The organism is Paraburkholderia sp. BCC1876, from assembly GCF_902833695.1.
Lineage (GTDB): Bacteria > Pseudomonadota > Gammaproteobacteria > Burkholderiales > Burkholderiaceae > Paraburkholderia.
Map to the genome: position 1 here is coordinate 950,289 of NZ_CADFGI010000002.1, position 17,032 is coordinate 967,320.

Below are 17,032 nucleotides of genomic sequence, written 5' to 3' on the forward strand. Positions count from 1 at the left end.
TGGCCACTGTTTGGAGACACCGATGAAAGTCGCAGAGGAACACAGCTTGCCGGCTGGCAATCCGGCTTACGCGGATACCACGAAACGCTCCAGAGTCCGCTACGTCGTGCTCTCGATGCTGCTCGTGGCGACCGTCCTCAACTACGTGGATCGCTCGGCGCTAGGCATCGTCGCACCGGGTCTCTCGAAGGGGCTGGCGCTCAACCGGATGGAAATGGGCGAGCTGTTTGCCGGATTCGGCCTCGCCTATTCCATTGCGCTGGTGCCCGGCGGCGTGCTGACCGACGTGCTCGGTTCACGCCTCGCCTATGCGCTGTCGCTGGTCGGCTGGTCGTTCGCCACGCTGACGCAGGGTCTCGCGACCGGCTATCACATGTTGCTCGGCTCGCGGCTCGCCATCGGCGCGCTGGAGGCGCCGGCGTTTCCTTCGAACGCGCGCGCCGTGACGTTATGGTTTCCGGCCCGCGAGCGCGGCTTCGCGACCAGCGTCTACGTGATGGGGCAATACATCGGAACGCCGTTGTTCACCGGCCTGTTGCTGTGGATCTCCGCCACGTACGGTTGGCGTTCGGTATTTTTCGTGACGGGCGGCTTCGGTATTCTGTTCAGTTTCGTCTGGTACCGGATTTATCGCGACCCGCAGCATCATGCAAGCGTGAATGCCGCCGAACTGAACTACATCAACGAAGGCGCTACCGCCACGCGCAAGCCGCGCGAGAAGTTCAACTGGCGCCTCGCGCTCAAGCTGCTCAGCTACCGGCAGGTGATCGCCATCTGCATCGGCAAGTTCTGCAACAACACCTTGCTGGTCTTCTTCACCACGTGGTTCATGACCTATCTGATCGAAGCGCGTCACATGTCGATGATCAAGGTGGGGATTTTCCAGGCGCTGCCTTTTATCGGCGCGACGCTCGGCATTCTTATCGCCGGCTTGCTGTCGGACTTTTTTATCCGGCGCGGCGTCTCGCTGTCCACCGCACGCAAGGCGCCGCTCATCATCGGCACCCTGCTCGGCGCGTCGATCATGCTGGTCAATTTCGTCGAATCGAATGAAGGGGTGATCGCCATTCTGACGATCGCGTTCTTCGCGCAGGGCGTCGGCTCGATGTCGTGGGCCGCCGTCTCCGAAATCGCACCACGGCAATACGTGGGCCTGACCAGCAGCATCACCAGCCTCGCGGCCAATATCGCGGCGGTCACCACGCCGCTGATGATCGGCTACATCACCCAGCACACCGGGCACTTCTACTGGGCACTCAACCTGATGGGCGGCATCTGCCTGCTGGGGACGCTCTCGTACTCCGTGCTGCTGGGGAAGCTTTCGCGCATCGAACTGTAATGCTGTCGACTATCCGGAGAAACTGAATGATCGAATTCAAGTGGGATCATCTGCAACTGTGCTCGGCGGATGCCGAAGCCACCGCCGCCTGGTTCGGGCGCTGCCTGAACGCCGACATCGTGCGTCGGCCCGGGCGAGTGGATGTACGTATCGGCGGCATCAATCTGTTCATCACGGCGCTGCCGGGCGCACAAAGCGGCCGGTCGCCTGAAGGCGAGAAAGCCGAGGGCATCGACCATTTCGGCGTGCTCGTGGACGACCTCGACGCCGCGTTCGATCACCTGGTGCGCTGCGACGCGGAGATCGTCGAACCGGTCAAGCAGGTTCGCGCCGGTGTTCGAGCCTGCTTCGTGCGATCGCCGGGCGATATCCTCATCGAGATTCTGGAACGCCGTCCCGCCGAGATGACTTTTACCTGAAACAAGACCAGAATCGACCCAGCATCGGCCGTGGGTGCAGGCAACTCGCGAGCCGCGTCGACCGTTCTTTGCGGCCCTTTTCTCTCGCAGCATCGCGCCTGATATCCCATGCGAAACTGGATCACGCTAACCGAAGCGGCCCGACAACTCGGCGTGCAGGCGCAGACCGTCTACGCGTACGTCAGCCGCGGCAATATCGCGGTGATGCCGGATCCGCTCGATCCGCGCAAGAGCCTCTATCGCGCCGAGGACGTCGCCGCGCTGTGCCGCAAGAAACAGGTGGGACGCAAGCGCGAGGCGCTCGCCGCCGGCACGATATTCGGTGCGGAGCCCTGCATTTACAGCGGCATTACGACCTTCTCGAAAGATCGCCCGTATTACCGGGGACGCGACAGCATCCGCCTCTCGGAAACGGCCACGCTCGAAGAGGTCGCGGCCATTCTCTGGAATGCGCGCGCACCGATTGCGTTCGACACCGGCGACCTGCCGTTACAAGGCGAGGAGCGCGGCAGGCAATGCGCGTTCACGTCGCTGGCGGCGCTCGCGGCTTGCGGGCACTCCACGCTCGGGCGTACCGACAGCGCCTTGCATGTCGAGGCCGGCCGGCTCGTGGCGCTGATCGCGCGAGCGTTCGGCGCGCGCGGCGACACGCCCGGGCAACGCACGCATGAACAGCTCGCGCTCGGCTGGGGCCAGGACCGCGCCGGCGCCGAGTTGATCCGCCGCGCGATGGTGCTCGTCGCCGACCACGAGATGACGAGTTCGGCGTTCGCCGCTCGGATTACCGCGTCCACCGGCGCCTCGTTGCCGGGCTGCCTGCTCACGGGGCTCGCCACCTTCTCCGGCCCGCTACACGGCGACGCGTCAGGTCGAGTGCGCGCCGTGTTCGACGACGTCGAGCGACTCGGCGCGGAAAACGTGGTGGCCCATCACTTACGCTCGGCCATTCCCATTCCGGGCTTCGGCCATCATCTGTATCCGGACGGCGACACGCGAGCGGCGGCCCTGCTGGACGTGCTGGATCCGCCTGCTGAGATCATGTCGTTCATCGAGCGGGTGGTGGCGCTGACCGGGCTCAAGCCGAATATCGACGTCGCGCTCGCCAGCCTCGCGGCGCAACTGGCGCTGCCTCGCGATGCGTCGTTCGCGCTATTCGCCACGGCGCGCAGCGTGGGCTTGCTCGCGCATTGCATCGAGCAGCTGCGGGTGGGCAAGGTCATCCGGCCACGCGGACGTTACACCGGACGCGCGCTGGAAGACGCGAGCGCAACGAAACCCGAGCCCGCGGCCGATGCCGGCAAGCCGCTCGACCCGGTCACGCTCGACAGGAATCGCGTGTTCAAAACGGTGGGACGCTGAGCAGGCGCACCACCGCACGGGCTTCAATGCTGGTTGATGGTTTCGAGCGAGAGTCCCTTTGTGGCGGGCCCAAGCAGGATCATGCAGATGGCGACCAGCATGGAAACGCCGATGAAAGCCGCAACACCCGGCACGCCGTAACCATGCAACAGAATGCCGATGGCGAGACCGGCGAAGGCGGCCGAAATCCGGCTCCATGAATAGACAAAGCCGATTGCCCGGGCACGTATCCGGGTCGGGAAAAGCTCCGCCTGGTAGCCGTGATAGGCATACGACATGATGTTCGCCGCCAGCGTAAACACCACGCCGAGTACGGTCAGGATCCAGGGCGTCGACACTTGCGAAAAGACCGCGATCACCACGGCCATCGTGATGAGTCCGCCGCAGATCTGGGTTTTGCGTTCGAGTTTGTCGGCGAACAACGTGCCGATGAGCGGACCAAAAGGATTGGCGATCGCGATAACGAACGCATAGCCGAGGCTTGCCGTGACGTGAATGCCCCGATGGATCAGCAGCGTCGGCACCCACGCGGCAAAGCCGTAGAAGCCGATCACCTGCGCCATATTGAAGATCGACAGAATGATCGTCCTGCGCCGATAACCGGGGGCGAAGATTTCCCTGAACGCGCCACGCCCCTCTTTCTCGGGTTCCACCGCTTGCGGCGGCGGCAGCGTGATGCCTTTCTCGAGCGCGACGCGCCGCTCGATCTCGGCGACGATCCGTTCGGCTTCGTCGAAACGGTTATGCCGTGCGAGCCAGCGCGGACTCTCCGGAATGTTGCGCCGCAAGAACCAGACAGCGACGGCGCCGACCGAGCCGATCAGGATCACCACCCGCCAATAGTCGAGGCCGAGCGGCTTGGTGCCGTTCAACGCGTACGCGAGAAACGCGACCACCGGCACCACCGAGAACGTGATGAACTGGTTGACCGAATATGCGCGACCGCGCTCCCGGCTCGGAATCAGTTCGGAAATATACGTGTCGATCGTCACCAGTTCGACACCAATGCCGATGCCCGCGACGAAGCGCCAGATATTGAGTGCGTACCCGGTTGTCTGGAACGCCATGATGATCGTGCAGACCATGTACCAGACCAGCGACCAGGTGAAGATCACGCGCCGTCCGAAGCGGTCCGCCACATACCCCAAGGTCAGCGCGCCGACCCACAGGCCCGCGAACGTGGCAAACACAAAGGTGCCGAACCCCGCCACGGCGAGCGGCGCGAGCGCGGCGAACGGGCCGAGCGATTCGGGCTTGAATAGGCCGGACTGCACCATCCCCGGGGCCACATAGCCGGTGAAAAACAGATCGTAAAACTCGAACACACCGCCGAGCGAGATCAGGATCACCATGGCCCAGACAGTGCGCGAAGGGGGAAGCCGGTCGAGACGTGCGGCAATTTCAGCGGCCTGCTGGTTGGACATAGTCGCCTCTTGTTTCTTGTTAGAAAGGACCGCAATGAAATGAGCGCGTTCGCCGTGGCCCTACCGGCTGAATGAAGACGACGCGGCTTCATCGTTCACCGGTAGCCAAGGCACGTTTTGCAATTTCCCATAGGATCGCCCGGTTCTGCAATACGCATGAACACTGAGGCGCTGAGGCTAGGTGCGGGACACGACACGAGCGTCGTGTGCGTTGCTTGGGTGCGGCGTCCTGATCGAGCGTAAGGCTTTCATAAGCCGATGAAATAAGTCTGCACCTCCATTTCCTCGGACCAGATCTGAACGTCGAGCATTTCGTCGAATTCGATCGGTGCGCCCTCGTACATGCAGCAAAACCCCTGCGCCGTGCGGTAGACAATCACCCATCCGCACGCGGGCGCCTCTCTCGTTGCTCGCCTCTCGCCTGACACGCTTTTCAACCCGTTGAGGTGCAACGCCTTGCCGATGCGTTTGCATGCCGCATCCAGTTCATGGGACAGTTTCACGGTTCGCTCCTTCGCAATACACCCCGCGCGGCGGCATGCTATTCGCCCCTGCCGCCTAGCCGGGGAATATCCTGATGCTACTCGCCACCGCGTCGGCGATGTGCTCTTTCGCGATGATCCCAAGCACGCGCGCGGGGCCATGCCCCTCGTGACGCCCCACCACGACCGCCATCATTGCGTGCTGTTTCCACAACTGCGTGATCACACCGAACGCCACGTCGTTTTCTCGCACGACGATGAAATTCCTTTGTGCCAGCGCGCCGAGCGAGATATCCGATTCGCTCTCGCTCACCGCCCGGCGCAGCCCCGTGTTGATGCGCAAGACACCATAGATCTCGTGCTCGCGCGTGACCACCACGTGCCGGAATGCCGGGCCCTCCGAACGGGTCAGCAAGTCGCGGAACGGCACCTGGGCGTCGAGCACGAACACGTCGGTTTCCATCACCTGAGCCGCGTTCTGCACGAGAAACATGTTGGCATGCATCGCATTCGGAATCGGGTGGCCGCGCCGTACCAGTTTGAGCGTATAGATGCTTTCCGGCGACAACAGCCGGCGCGCGCCCAGGCTGAACGCCACCGCGAGAATCATCGGCAGCACGATGTCGTAGTCGCGCGTCATTTCGAAGATCATCGCCACCGCGGTCATCGCGGCGCCGGTGCCGCCGCCCACCATCGCACCCATGCCCACCATCGCGAAAGCCGGCGCGCTAACCGGCGCACCGGGCATGACCATCGCGACCAGCGACGCAAAGGCTGCGCCCAGCGTGGCGCCGATAAAGAGCGACGGCGAAAAGACGCCGCCTGACGAACCCGAGCCCAGACTGACCGATGTCGCCAGCGTCTTGCACAGCGCCAGCATCAATAGAAATGCGCCGCCCTGAAGCTGACCGTAAAGCGTCGCCTGAATCGTGGCGTAGCCCACGCCTTCCACGTAATAGTGACCCGCAAGGCGAAACAGCAGATACATCGTCATGCCGACCAGCAGCATCCCGCAGACGTGCCGCTGATAACGTCCGGGGATAAGGTCGAAGGCGTCTTCCGCCCAATGCAACGCGCGGATCAGCAGCGCTGCCGCGGCGCCCGTCAAGGTGCCGAGCAACGCGTAGAGAATCAGCGTCAACACGCTGCCCGGCTGATTCGGAATGGCGCCGAGTTGCGCCGGGACAAAGAATGCCGGGGCGTCGCCAAAGAACAGCCGCCCCAGAAACGTTGCCGTGCCGGTTGCGATCGCCACCGGTAAGAACGTGTTGACGCTGATTTCCGGCATCATCAGTTCCGTGGCGAACAGCACGCCGCCGATCGGCGTGTTGAAGGTCGCGGCGATGCCGGCTCCGGCGCCCGCCGCTACCAGCGTGATGCGTTGCCCGGCGGACATCCGCACGACCTGGCCGAGCGTCGAACCGAGCGCCGAGCCGATCTGGATAATCGGCCCCTCGCGGCCCACCGCGGCGCCGGAACCAATCGCGAAAGCAGACGCGATCGACTTCACGACCGCCACGACCGGGCGAATCACACCGCGCTTGTAATAGATCGCGTCCATGACCTCGGGCACGCCGTGACCTTTGGCCTCCGGCGCAAACGTGCTGACGATCCACGTGACGACGAGGCCGCCCAGCACAGGCACGAGAATCACGAACGCACCCCACGGCGATGCCGCGGTGAAATGACTGGCGTCATAAGCGAACGACAGACGGCCGAGAAAGAACGCGTTGTGCACAAGCCCGATCAAGGCGCGAAATACCACCGCGCCAAAGCCCGTGACGATACCGACGACAAACGCCAGCAGGCATAGCCAACGCAGCGCAATGGGCTCAACGGCATCGTCGTCCTGATGGCTAACCGCGCGCGGCTGGAGCGGCGCCACCTTGACGTGGCGCGATTCGCTTCTTTCTGTCTGATCAGGCCGATCGGCGTCGCCCGGCATCGTATGAGGTCCTCAGAGCACTACGGGTTCGCGGGCCGAACCGTCGGCGTGGACCTCCAGCACCTCGATTCGCCGCCGGCGAGTCCCTTTCCCGACAACGAACGCCGCGTTACCCAAACGCCGGGCGCGGCATGACGGTATATGTCACCCTGTGATCTATCATAGTGTGCGGAAGCCGGGTTTCCCAATTTCTTTCCGGACGAGGACGGGCAAGGCAAGGCGGGATTCCGCCGTCCTCACGCTCAGGACGGCGTGCGGTCGAACGCCCATCCGAACGCCTCGATTTCCAGCTTGTGCTTCGACGCGAGTCGCGCGAGGCACTGCTCGCCTTTAAGAGTCAGGCGGACTTCGACCTGACGCCCGTCGGCCCGGCTTGCGTGGCGCGAAACCAGACCGTTTGCCTCGCAGCGCGATACCAGTGCGACGGTACCGTGCGGCGCGGCCTGAAGCCGCTCCGCCAGTTCCCCGACCGTTGCCCAGTCACGGCCCGAGAAACCGCGGACGTGCAGCATCAGTTGATATTGCAGCGGCGTGATCCCTTCGGCATGAGTCACTTCCTCCGAGAAACGAAGAAATCGACGTAGCTGATAGCGAAACAGCGACATCGCTTCGAGGTCCTGTTTGGCCGGCATGCCTACTGGAACTGCAGGTTTCCTGCGCGTCGTCATGCTATCGGCTCTCGTGATCGGAATGGGCGGGTTGATTCGCCATCATACTCACGATGCACTCCATGAAACGACGTTTTCCCGCGCAGCACGCGGGAGTCCGTCATGCGAGGACAGCGTTCAGCCAGCCGCCGCAATCGATTCGAACAACGCGAGGTTCAGCCGCTTGACTTCGTTGTTCGTCGGGTCCGGCTGCGAAGAGAACTTGGCGATCACCGTCTCGTGTAACGGGTCGACGTACAGCCACTGGCCATGAATGCCGATCGCGAAGCACGCGCCGCTGGCGTTGCCGACCTGATACCACTTGTTGCGATACTTGCCGTTCGGCAGCCAGTCCGAAAAACTGCCTTGGCGCCACGCTTCGGCACTGCCGCCCGTCAACGTGTCGTTCATCCAGTCGGCCGCGATCAGCCGGCGTCCGTCGACCACGCCACCAAGGCGCACCAGTTCGCCGACCCGCGCCAGATCGCGCACCGTCATGCACAGGCCGCCGCCCGAACGTGCGGTGCCCGCGATGTCCACCGTCACGCAACCGTCCTGGCGCAGCCCCAACGGTTGCCACAGCCGCGTTGACGCGAAGTCCGCATAGCGCTGGCCCGAAGCGCGCTCGATCACGAGGCCGAGCACGTCGGAGTTGGGCGAGCAGTAATGAAACGGGCCGCCGTGCTCCCCTGCCCCTTTGCGCAGCAACGCGAGCAACTCGATCACCGTCTCGGCCGGTTCGCCGTCGCGCCGCGGATCCAGCAGACCGGCCCGGCGATAACGGGCGTAGATGCCGCTCGCGTTGAGATAGTCCTCGTCGAATTCGAGGCTCGTGCGCATATCCAGCACATGCCTGACACGGGCATCGCCGAAAGCCGAATGCGCGAGTTCCGGCACGTAATGCGCGACGAGCGCCTCGGGGTCCAGAAGCCCATCGCCGACCAGCATCCCCGCGAGCAGACCCGCCACCGACTTGCTGGCCGAAAACAGAATATGGCGGCTCTGCAGCGTGAAATGCGGAGCGTGAAACTCGGCGACGAACTTTCCGGCTCGCATTACCGTGAGCGCGTCGGTCGAGGTCTGCCGCAGAATCGAGGCGACCGTGCGGCGTTCGCCGTCGTGCATCAATTCGTGTGCGCTGAGCGCGTCGGCGTCGAGCTTCGGTTCTTCCGCGAGACCGGGCGTGGCCACGATGCGCGCCGTCGGAATCAGTTCGTGGACGTGGCGAAACGCCCAGACGTTCCAGGGCGCCTCGCGCCAGTTGCCATGCCGCACACTGTCGCGGCGAAAACCGTAGTCGTTTTCGAAGCTTGAAGAGATCATCTTGACTGCAAACTCCTGAGGCGGTCGATCGTGAAAACGCAAATGCATCAATGAACGTGCTGCAGGAACTCGCGAAAGCGATCCCCGGGCGGCGCAGACAGCATTTCGGCGGGCTTGCCGTCGTGCGCCACGCGGCCCGCTTCCATGAACAGCAGACGCGAACCCACGCGCTGTGCGAAGCCCATTTCGTGGGTGACGACAACCATCGTCATGCCCTCGCCGGCGAGCGTCTGCATGACCTTGAGAACTTCCTGGCGCAATTCGGGATCTAGTGCCGAGGTCGGTTCGTCGAACAACATCAGCTTCGGCTGGACCGCCAGCGCTCGCGCGATCGCGACGCGTTGCTGCTGACCGCCGGAAAGCTGCGACGGGTAGTGCTGCATCCGCTCGGCCAGGCCGACCTTGTGCAACAGCGCCCCGGCGATCTCGCGCGCTTCCGCCTTGGTCTGGCCACGTGCGCGAATCGGTCCGAACATGACGTTCTGCAGCGCCGTCAGGTTCGGAAACAGGTTGAACTGCTGGAACACCATGCCGGCTTCGAGCCGGATGCGTCTGATGTCGCGCGCGGAGCCCAGCACGCTGATGTCGTCCACGCGCAGATCGCCCGCGCTGATGGTTTCGAGTCCGTTGATGCAGCGTAGTAGCGTCGACTTGCCCGAGCCGGACGGGCCGACGATCACGGCGACCTCGCCGCGTTCGATAGCGAGATCGAGCGGATGCAGCACGACGTTGTGACCGAAGCGCTTCGAGACTTGCTTGAATTCGATCATGCTCATGGCAAACGCACTCTCCGTTCGAGCACTCGCAGACTCAGCGCGAGCAGGCTGATCACGAGCAGATAAATGATCGCGACGGCGGTCCAGATTTCTACCGCCCGAAAGTTCTCGGCCATGATCTCCTGGCCGCGCCGGGTCAACTCACCCACGCCGATCACGAGAAAGATCGAGGTGTCCTTGACCAGATTGACGAACTGGTTGCCCATTGCCGGCAGCGCGCGTCGAAACGCGATCGGGCTGATGACGTGAGCCAGCACCTTGTGAAACGGCAGGCCCATCGCGAGTCCGGCCTCGCGCAGTCCGAGCGGCACGCCATCCAGCGCGCCGCGGATGATTTCCGCGTTATACGCGCCCGAGTTGACGATCAGCGTGATGATCGCGGCGCTGGTCGCGCTGATGCGGATATCCATCATGATCGGCAGCGCGAAGTAGACGAACATCACCTGCACCACGATCGGCGTACCGCGAATCAAGGCCACGTAGATCTGCGCCGGGATGACGGCGAGCCGGCCGCCGTAGGTCAGCGCCACGCCCGCGAGGACCCCGAGCACGATGCCGCCGCCGAGCCCGGCGAGTGCGATCAGGAGCGTGAGCCGCAGACCCTGCAGCAGGTCCGGCAGCGCGGCAAACACTGCTGCCCAGTCGAAACTCATGACGCCGCCTCGCCGAACCATTTGCGGTTGAGCGCCTGTAGCCGCCCGTCGGCCCGCATGGCGGCGAGCTGAAGGTTGGCCGCGGCGACCAGCGGGCTGCCTTTCTGGAAGCCCATGCCGACATCGAGCCCTTCGAGCGGCGGTTGCACCACGCGGACCTTGCCCTTGCCGGCGGTGTTGGCGTAGTACAGCAGTTGCGGCTTGTCGTAGACGACCGCGTCGGTGCGACCCGCTTCCAGCGCGAGCAGCGCATTGTTGATGCTGGGCAGTTGTTCGAGCGTGGCGTCCCTGACGTGATCCTTGATGTAGGCAACCGCAACCGTGCCCGTTTCGGTGCCGATGTGTTTGCCGGCCAGATCGGCGGGCGTGTGGATGCTGGTGTTGTCGATGCGGGTCAGCGCGATCAGGCCGCTCTTGTAGTACGGCGTCGAGAAGTCGATCACCTGCTGGCGCTCCGGCTTGATAAAGAGCTGCGAGACGATCACGTCGAGGTTGTGCGTCTGCAGCGCCGGGATCAGCGCGCCGAACTCCATCGGTTGCAAGCGCCATGTGCGATTCAGGCCTTTGGCGACCTCGCCCCAGACTTCGACGTCGAAGCCGGAATAGGTGTCGCCCTGCTTGAACGCGAACGGCGGCGCGCCCACGTTGGAACCGACCACCAGTTCGGCATCGGCGGCCAGCACTGAGCGGGACAGCAGAATGGCGGGCCCGGCAGCCAGGCCGAGTTGCAGCAGTTGACGGCGATTCATGGTTGTTACTCCACGGTAGGTGATCGTGCCCGGCACGTCGTTTTCAGCGCGGCCGGATGGTGTGTCATGCGTCGGTGTCGCTACGGCTGCCGCCGCGTTTCAGCGGGAGGCGGATGCCGCTCGTGCGCTATTACCTCTTACATCAGCGCCACGGTGAGTTCGATTTCGAGCAGGCCGCTGCCCGGCAGACTGGAGACGCCGAGTGCCGATCTCGCGTGCCGGCCGTGATCGCCGAACACGTCGTGCAGCACGGCCGAGGCTTCATCCAGCACCGTGCTGTGATTCACGAAACCGGGCACGGCATTGATGAAGCCGCGCAGGAACAGGATGCGTTCGACCGCGCCCGACGCCGGCAGCGCGGCCACGAGCGCGCTCAACGCGCGCAGCACGCAGGTTTGTGCCGCGTACTGGACGACGCTGGACGGCGTGTCGCGATCCACCGGCCCGGCGATGATCCCGTCGGCGGTACGGCTCACCTGACCGCTGACGTAGGCGATACCGTTGTGAATCACGACGCCCTGATAGGCGCCGCGCGGCGTCGGCGCGGGCGGCAGCGTCATGCCCAGTTGCGCGAGCCGGGCTGGAATGTCGATCGTCATGACGGCGCTCCGCTGTGTGCTTCGAGGCGAACCGGACCGCCGAGCCAGCAGCCGTCGGGGCGGCCGGCGCCGGCTTCGGCGTCGAAGCTGAAGCGCACCGAGATCTGCGACGGCCGTTGCATCGCGCGTCCCTGACGGATCGTGATGGTTCGCGTGGACGCGTCCACCATGCCGTTGGCGAGCAAACCGAACGACAGCGCGGACGCCGCGATACCCGTGGCCGCGTCTTCCGGATAACCGGAGGCGCGCGGAAACTGCCGGGCGTCGAAGATTTGCCGGGCGGCGTCGAAGGTCGCGTAGGGATAGAGGCCGGTGGAGCCGATGCGCTCGCACAGGGCCTCGATTTTCTCGAAGCGCGGAGCGAGCGCATCGAGACAGGCGGGACTGGCCAATGGAATCAGCGTCTTGACCCGGCTGGTGCAGGCGTTCTGTATCGGCAGCGGCGCCAGTTGTGCGGCGCTGATGCCGAGCGCGTCGAGGATCTCGTCGCGGCTGAGTTGCGCTTGCGGCAAGGCTTCGATCCGGCCCACGGGTTGGGAAATTTCGACCGCGGCGCCTTCCGGTGTGGCGCCGGTGATGCGTACGCCGACCCGACCGCTGCGGGTCTGGACGGTCAGCCGGTCGCGCTGCAGGTGCCCATTTCGATGCAGCAGCCAGACCGCGCCAACCGTGGCGTGGCCGCACATCGGCATTTCGTGGTTCGGGACCCAGAAGCGAAACTCGTAATCGCAATCGGAATCAGGTGGCGCCGGCAGCACGAAGCCGCTTTCGTGGCCGTAATGCCGCGCGACCTGCTGCATGTCGCTGTCGGACATGCCGGCGGCGTCGACCACGATAGGTGCCGGGTTGCCGCCGCCGGGACCGGCGGCGAACACGCTGACGAGTTCGACGGTATGACGTAAAGACATGGCGGCGTGCGCCCCGCTGACCGGGGGATGTGTTTCCATCCGGCCAGATTACGGGGATCGGCGCCGCGCCGCGCGGTCGAGCGGGCCCTAAGATTTGACCGAACGGGCCACGCCGGCGCGCAACTCGGAGGGCGACTGGCCGCCGATACGGCGCATCGCGCGCGAGAGCGCCGCGCCGCTTTCGAAACCGACGCGGAACGCCACCTCGCCGACCGGCAGGTCCGTGTCGGCGAGCAAACGGCGGGCGTTCTCGTAACGCACCTGTTGCTGGAATTCGCCGATCGAGCGTCCGGTGTTTTCGCGGAACAGGCGCGTCATGTGGCGACGCGAGATGCCGAAACGCTCTTCCAGCGTGTCGAGCGGAATGTCCTGATCGGCATGACGGGTCAGGAAGGCTTCGAGGTCGGCCACGAGCGCCATGCCGTGCTCGCGCGGCGAGGTTCCGGGTTCCGTTTTACCCGCGATCACCTCGCCGATGCACTGCATTAATAGCGCCGACGACAGCGCCTGGCGGGTCGCCGCGCTGCCATAGGCGTCGCGGTCGTTGCGCAACGAGAGTTCCTGCAAGGTGCGGATGGCGGCGGTCCGGCGCACGAGAATCGGGTTGCGCGTACGGCGGCGGAATTCGCCCAGCGAGCCGACTCCGACGTCGAGTTTGTGCAGCGCGTCGCCGGTCACGTAGACGGCGACGTGCGTGTGCGTGCCGCAGCCCGCGCGGGTTTGATGGGCACGGCCGGGCGGCACCACCGCGAAGCGGTCCTGCGACAGCCAGGTGCCCGCGCGACGGTCTTCATGCCGCAGCTCAACCGCGCCATGGCTCGGCAGAATGAACATCAGGCAGTCGTGCCAGTGCCAAGGCATCGCGTAGGTGCCGCCGCCGGTGAGTGTTGCGTGGCCGTCGTCGGCAGCGACCAGCAGGTCCTTGTTGACCGGCTGACAGAGTTGATCGAACGAACGCAGCATGGCGGTACTCCTGGGCGATACGAAATCGGTGTCACACCGTTCGCCGGCCGCGACGACGTTTGATTCGCAAGGCGCTGGACAAGGCGTCGGCCGGGGATGAACGGGTTCCGACGCAGGATAGCAACTCAAAATAGCGGCGGGTATCGGGCTTCGCCCTGTCTTACATCCCGACAGGTAGCGCCGCTGTTGCTTCTTTCGTGTCGGAGTCGGCCGCACATTTGTTATTGACAGATCAGTCCATAACAAATAATCTCCGTTCATGGTGAGACCTAGAGAGTTCGATCGGGAAGAGGCGCTGGAGCGCGCGACGCGCGTGTTCTGGGAGAAAGGCTTTGCCTCGACTTCAACGGAAGACCTGCTCGCTGCGATGAATATCGGGCGGCAGAGTCTCTACAACGCGTTCGGCGACAAGCGGAAACTCTACCTTGAAGCGCTGGAGCGATATCAACGGGAAAGCACGGCGGGCCATCTGGAGCGGCTGAACAGCGCGACGTCACCGCTGGGAGGATTGGAGGCGCTTCTGCTCGGTCTGATTGCCGAAGACGAGAGCGAGCGCGCACTCGGGTGCATGGGCGTCGGGGCGGTGGGTGAATTTGGCGCCGCGGACCCGGAGCTGCTGATGCTACGGAGCAAAGCCGGGCCGAAGCTGTCGCGACGCCTGGTGGAGCGCATTCGTGAGGGACAGGCCGGCGGAGAAATCGACCCGAGCCTCGACGCCCGCGAAGCCGCCGCCTTTTTGCAGATGACGATGCAAGGCATTCAACTCGGCGCGCGTGCGGGTAGCGACGCGAAAAGTCTGCGCGTACTCGCCAGGTTCGCCATCAATCGCTTTAGAGCACGTTAAGCCGCGTTAGCGCCACGTCAGGCAAGAAGCGCCCGACGTGGTTTGCGTGCGCCCCATTATGGACTGATCTGTCAAAAACGGAGATGCAAATGAATGAAATTCGCCAGCTCACAGGAAAGGTTGCCCTTGTCTTCGGCGGTTCGCGAGGCATTGGCGCGGCGGCCGCGAGACGGCTGGCCAACGAGGGCGCCGATGTCGCGGTGACCTATGTATCGGCGCCGGAACGGGCAGCCGAGACGGTCGCGGCGATCGAGTCCACCGGACGGGCCGGCCTCGCCATCGAGGCCGACAGCGCTGACCCGGCAGCGATCGCAGCGGCGGTCGCGCAGACGGTGAAGCGCTTTGGGCGACTGGATATCGCGGTGGTCAACGCGGGCATTCTGTTGCGTGGCGATGTGGCGACGGTCAGCGTGGAAGATCTCGACCGGATGTTGAACGTCAACGTGCGAGGTGTCTTTCTTGCGATTCAGGCGGCGGCCGCGCGTCTCACTGAAGGTGGCCGCATCATCACGATCGGCAGCAACACGGCGGTGCGCAGCGGACACCCGGGTTCGAGCGTTTATTCGATGACCAAGGCCGCCGTCGCGGTCATGGTGAAAGGTATCGCGGTCGACCTCGCCGACCGCGGTATCACCGTCAACAACATTCAGCCGGGGCCGACCGTCACGGACATGACGGTCGAACATATCGAGCGGATCACGCCGCTCATTCCGCTCAAGCGCGCGGCAGATCCGGACGAGATTGGCGGCCTGGTGGCCTACCTCGCCAGCAAGGAGTCAGGCTATATGACGGGCTCCAGCATCACGATTGACGGCGGCATGGCGTTGTGACCGTCTCTCGCGAGCAGCTCATTCCACCTGACGAAGCGCCCGCCGCAGAATCTTGCCCACCGGCGACTTCGGCAGCGCGTCGACAAAGCGGACGATCTTCGGCACTTTATAAGCGGCCATGCTGGCGCGGCAGTGGGCGATTAGCGCCTGTTCCGTGACATCAGCATCCGGCGCCATCACCACGAAGAGCTTGAGCGCCTCGCCGGTCCGTTCGTCCGGCACGCCGACGCAGGCACATTCGGCGATGCCGGGGAACGCGGTCGCGACCGCTTCCACTTCGTTCGGATACACATTGAAGCCCGACACGATGACCATGTCCTTCTTGCGGTCGACAATCCTGAGGAAGCCCTCTGCGTCGAAGACACCGATGTCGCCGGTGCGAAAATAACCCTCGTCGGTAAACGCCTTCGCATTCGCCTCCGGCTGATTCCAGTAGCCGAGCATGACTTGCGGCCCCTTGACGCAGATCTCGCCGGCCTCCCCCACGCCGACCGCCCTGTCCTGCTCGTCCAGCAGCATCACATCCGTGGACGGCACGGGGAACCCGACGGTGCCCGTGAACGCGGCAATGGCCTGCGGATTGAACGTCAGAATGGGCGACGTCTCCGACAAGCCATAGCCCTCGCGAATAAAGCTGCCGGTGAGGCTTTCCCAGCGCGCCGAAACGACGTCGATCACCGCGGTGCCGCCGCCCGCGCCGAGCCTCAGACGCGACCAGTCCACCTCCGTCAGTCGCGGGTGGGCCACGAGGCTCGCGTAGAGCGTGTTGACGCCGGCGAAGACGGTCGGCCGCGCCGCCTTCAGCACGTCGATGAACGCATCGCCATCGCGTGGATTGGCCACCAGCCAGTTCGCCGCGCCGACCGAGAAGAAGGTGAGGAAATTCACCATCAGCGCAAAGATGTGATACAGCGGAATCGCGGTGACGACCACCTCTTCGCCGGGGCGCTGCACATCGGGCATGAAGGCCTTGAACTGCTCGATGTTGGCGACCAGATTGCGGTGCGACAACGCGGCGCCCTTTGACGGACCGGTCGTGCCGCCCGTGTATTGCAGGAACAGCAGGTCGTGGCCGCCCACCTCCACCGGTTCCAGTTGCAACCTCTCACCCTGAGCGATGGCGGCGGAGAACGTGATGGCATCGCTCAACGACGCATCGACGGGGGTCCTGGAATCGCAGCGCCGCCGCTGTTGCGATCGTTGTTACCCCAGTCGCCGGGACTGACCGTGATAACCGTCCTGATGCGCGTCTTGCCGATCGCCTGGGCTAGCGTGGGTGTCGAGCCGTTGTACACCACGACGACTTCGGCGCCGGCGTCGTTGAGTTGATGCTCGAGTTCGCGCGCGGTATAGAGCGGATTGACGTTGACCTGGACCCCACCGATCTTGGCGATCGCAATGAAGGCAATCGGAAACGCCAGCAGATTGGGCAGCATCACGGCCACCCGGTCCCCCTTCCTGATGCCCGCTACTTGCTGAAGATACGTGGCAAACGCGTGCGAGGCACGGTCGACATCGGCGAAAGTCAGTGTCTGGCCCAACGCGTGGAAGGCGGGCTTCCCGGCAAACTCGCGCATCGCGCTGTCCAGCAACGCATTCACGGATGGATAACGGTCGGCGTCGATCTCGGCGGGAATCGAGCCATACGACTGGAGCCAGTGTCTCTTGTTCATGTCGGTTTTTCGCGCAACGGCAGAGGATCGGATGCTGCGACTATGGCGCGCGACGCCGCAACTTGCAAATGCTCTACGCGGCCAAAACCGTGATTGAAA

At 64.2% G+C, this 17,032-nt stretch carries 16 protein-coding genes and 1 pseudogene; 5 read left to right on the forward strand and 12 right to left on the reverse strand.

Translation table 11 applies throughout. The features are described from left to right. The first annotated feature begins 22 nt into the window (after positions 1 to 22). The 3 genes from HWY05_RS10670 to HWY05_RS10680 all read left to right on the forward strand — a co-directional run bounded on the left by HWY05_RS10670 (position 23) and on the right by HWY05_RS10680 (position 3,117). Entirely contained in the window at positions 23 to 1,339 is a 1,317-nt protein-coding gene (locus HWY05_RS10670) for an MFS transporter (protein ID WP_176058287.1), read from the forward strand. 26 nt (positions 1,340 to 1,365) lie between these two features. Further along, a complete protein-coding gene (locus HWY05_RS10675) occupies positions 1,366 to 1,758 on the forward strand; it encodes a VOC family protein (protein WP_035549893.1) in 393 nt (130 codons plus the stop codon). Positions 1,759 to 1,866: 108 nt separating this feature from the next. Continuing rightward, the gene (locus HWY05_RS10680; RefSeq protein ID WP_176058288.1) at positions 1,867 to 3,117 is read left to right on the forward strand and encodes a citrate synthase; all 1,251 of its coding nucleotides are present in this window, start codon (positions 1,867 to 1,869) and stop codon (positions 3,115 to 3,117) included. Positions 3,118 to 3,140: 23 nt separating this feature from the next. On the opposite strand, the gene HWY05_RS10685 is transcribed toward HWY05_RS10680, so the two are convergent. The 11 genes from HWY05_RS10685 to HWY05_RS10735 all read right to left on the reverse strand — a co-directional run bounded on the left by HWY05_RS10685 (position 3,141) and on the right by HWY05_RS10735 (position 13,586). Then, positions 3,141 to 4,541: an MFS transporter gene (locus HWY05_RS10685; protein ID WP_176058289.1), complete on the reverse strand. Its 1,401-nt coding sequence runs from the start codon at positions 4,539 to 4,541 to the stop codon at positions 3,141 to 3,143. A gap of 248 nt (positions 4,542 to 4,789) precedes the next feature. Next, the gene (locus HWY05_RS10690) at positions 4,790 to 5,044 is read right to left on the reverse strand and encodes a hypothetical protein (protein WP_176058290.1); all 255 of its coding nucleotides are present in this window, start codon (positions 5,042 to 5,044) and stop codon (positions 4,790 to 4,792) included. Positions 5,045 to 5,099: 55 nt separating this feature from the next. Next, on the reverse strand, positions 5,100 to 6,968 hold the full coding sequence (locus HWY05_RS10695; protein ID WP_176058291.1) for a chloride channel protein: 1,869 nt from the start codon (positions 6,966 to 6,968) through the stop codon (positions 5,100 to 5,102). Positions 6,969 to 7,210: 242 nt separating this feature from the next. Then, on the reverse strand, positions 7,211 to 7,600 hold the full coding sequence (locus HWY05_RS10700) for a MarR family winged helix-turn-helix transcriptional regulator (RefSeq protein WP_156126603.1): 390 nt from the start codon (positions 7,598 to 7,600) through the stop codon (positions 7,211 to 7,213). 153 nt (positions 7,601 to 7,753) lie between these two features. Beyond that, entirely contained in the window at positions 7,754 to 8,938 is a 1,185-nt protein-coding gene (locus HWY05_RS10705; protein ID WP_176058292.1) for a serine hydrolase, read from the reverse strand. A gap of 47 nt (positions 8,939 to 8,985) precedes the next feature. Beyond that, on the reverse strand, positions 8,986 to 9,714 hold the full coding sequence (gene glnQ, locus HWY05_RS10710; protein ID WP_244146569.1) for a glutamine ABC transporter ATP-binding protein GlnQ: 729 nt from the start codon (positions 9,712 to 9,714) through the stop codon (positions 8,986 to 8,988). Then, a complete protein-coding gene (gene glnP, locus HWY05_RS10715; protein WP_176058293.1) occupies positions 9,711 to 10,367 on the reverse strand; it encodes a glutamine ABC transporter permease GlnP in 657 nt (218 codons plus the stop codon). The genes glnQ and glnP overlap by 4 nt, the downstream gene beginning before the upstream one ends. Beyond that, on the reverse strand, positions 10,364 to 11,116 hold the full coding sequence (locus HWY05_RS10720) for a transporter substrate-binding domain-containing protein (RefSeq protein ID WP_244146570.1): 753 nt from the start codon (positions 11,114 to 11,116) through the stop codon (positions 10,364 to 10,366). The genes glnP and HWY05_RS10720 overlap by 4 nt, the downstream gene beginning before the upstream one ends. Before the next feature lie 137 nt (positions 11,117 to 11,253). Beyond that, positions 11,254 to 11,715, reverse strand: a complete 462-nt coding sequence (locus HWY05_RS10725; RefSeq protein ID WP_176058294.1) for a RidA family protein — start codon at positions 11,713 to 11,715, stop codon at positions 11,254 to 11,256. Further along, on the reverse strand, positions 11,712 to 12,623 hold the full coding sequence (locus tag HWY05_RS10730; protein WP_176058295.1) for a PhzF family phenazine biosynthesis isomerase: 912 nt from the start codon (positions 12,621 to 12,623) through the stop codon (positions 11,712 to 11,714). The genes HWY05_RS10725 and HWY05_RS10730 overlap by 4 nt, the downstream gene beginning before the upstream one ends. Before the next feature lie 87 nt (positions 12,624 to 12,710). Next, positions 12,711 to 13,586: an AraC family transcriptional regulator gene (locus tag HWY05_RS10735; protein ID WP_051980499.1), complete on the reverse strand. Its 876-nt coding sequence runs from the start codon at positions 13,584 to 13,586 to the stop codon at positions 12,711 to 12,713. Positions 13,587 to 13,845: 259 nt separating this feature from the next. On the opposite strand from HWY05_RS10735, the gene HWY05_RS10740 reads away from it, so the two are divergent. Together HWY05_RS10740 and HWY05_RS10745 are read left to right on the forward strand one after the other, a co-directional pair. After that, on the forward strand, positions 13,846 to 14,430 hold the full coding sequence (locus HWY05_RS10740; protein ID WP_035549863.1) for a TetR/AcrR family transcriptional regulator: 585 nt from the start codon (positions 13,846 to 13,848) through the stop codon (positions 14,428 to 14,430). Between the two features lie 89 nt (positions 14,431 to 14,519). Continuing rightward, entirely contained in the window at positions 14,520 to 15,260 is a 741-nt protein-coding gene (locus HWY05_RS10745) for an SDR family oxidoreductase (protein WP_347880804.1), read from the forward strand. Between the two features lie 18 nt (positions 15,261 to 15,278). On the opposite strand, the pseudogene HWY05_RS10750 reads toward HWY05_RS10745, so the two are convergent. After that, positions 15,279 to 16,933: pseudogene (locus HWY05_RS10750) on the reverse strand (AMP-binding protein). Positions 16,934 to 17,032: the final 99 nt, after the last annotated feature.